General features: G+C 56.7%; 1 protein-coding gene. It reads left to right on the forward strand.

Features of this window, described 5'->3' with window-relative positions:
• A partial coding sequence (locus tag AC1RPW_RS08490; RefSeq protein WP_481769526.1) for a hypothetical protein occupies nucleotides 1-205 on the forward strand: 205 nt, incomplete at its 5' end.
• Nucleotides 206-270 lie beyond the last annotated feature (65 nt).

Below are 270 nucleotides of genomic sequence, written 5' to 3' on the forward strand. Positions count from 1 at the left end.
GGCTCGGATCGGTCGTGCATGGCCCTTTGAGGAAAAGAAATCGGACCTCGCGCGCCTGAGCGAGATCGAAGAAAAGCTCGAACGTGAGGACGCTGAGCAAGAAGCGGCCGAGGAACAACACCTCATGGAAAGCGCTCGTGCCAATCAATACCCGTCATTCTGGCGTCTGCTATTCCCGCGTCGTGCGAAGCAGGAGGCAGTATGAGCAAGGAACTGATTGAGGACTTCCAAAGCCTTACGTCCCTACGAAGCAGGTGGATGGAGCTGCGT

Source organism: Dellaglioa sp. CoH-55-MRSF-8 (assembly GCF_056782195.1).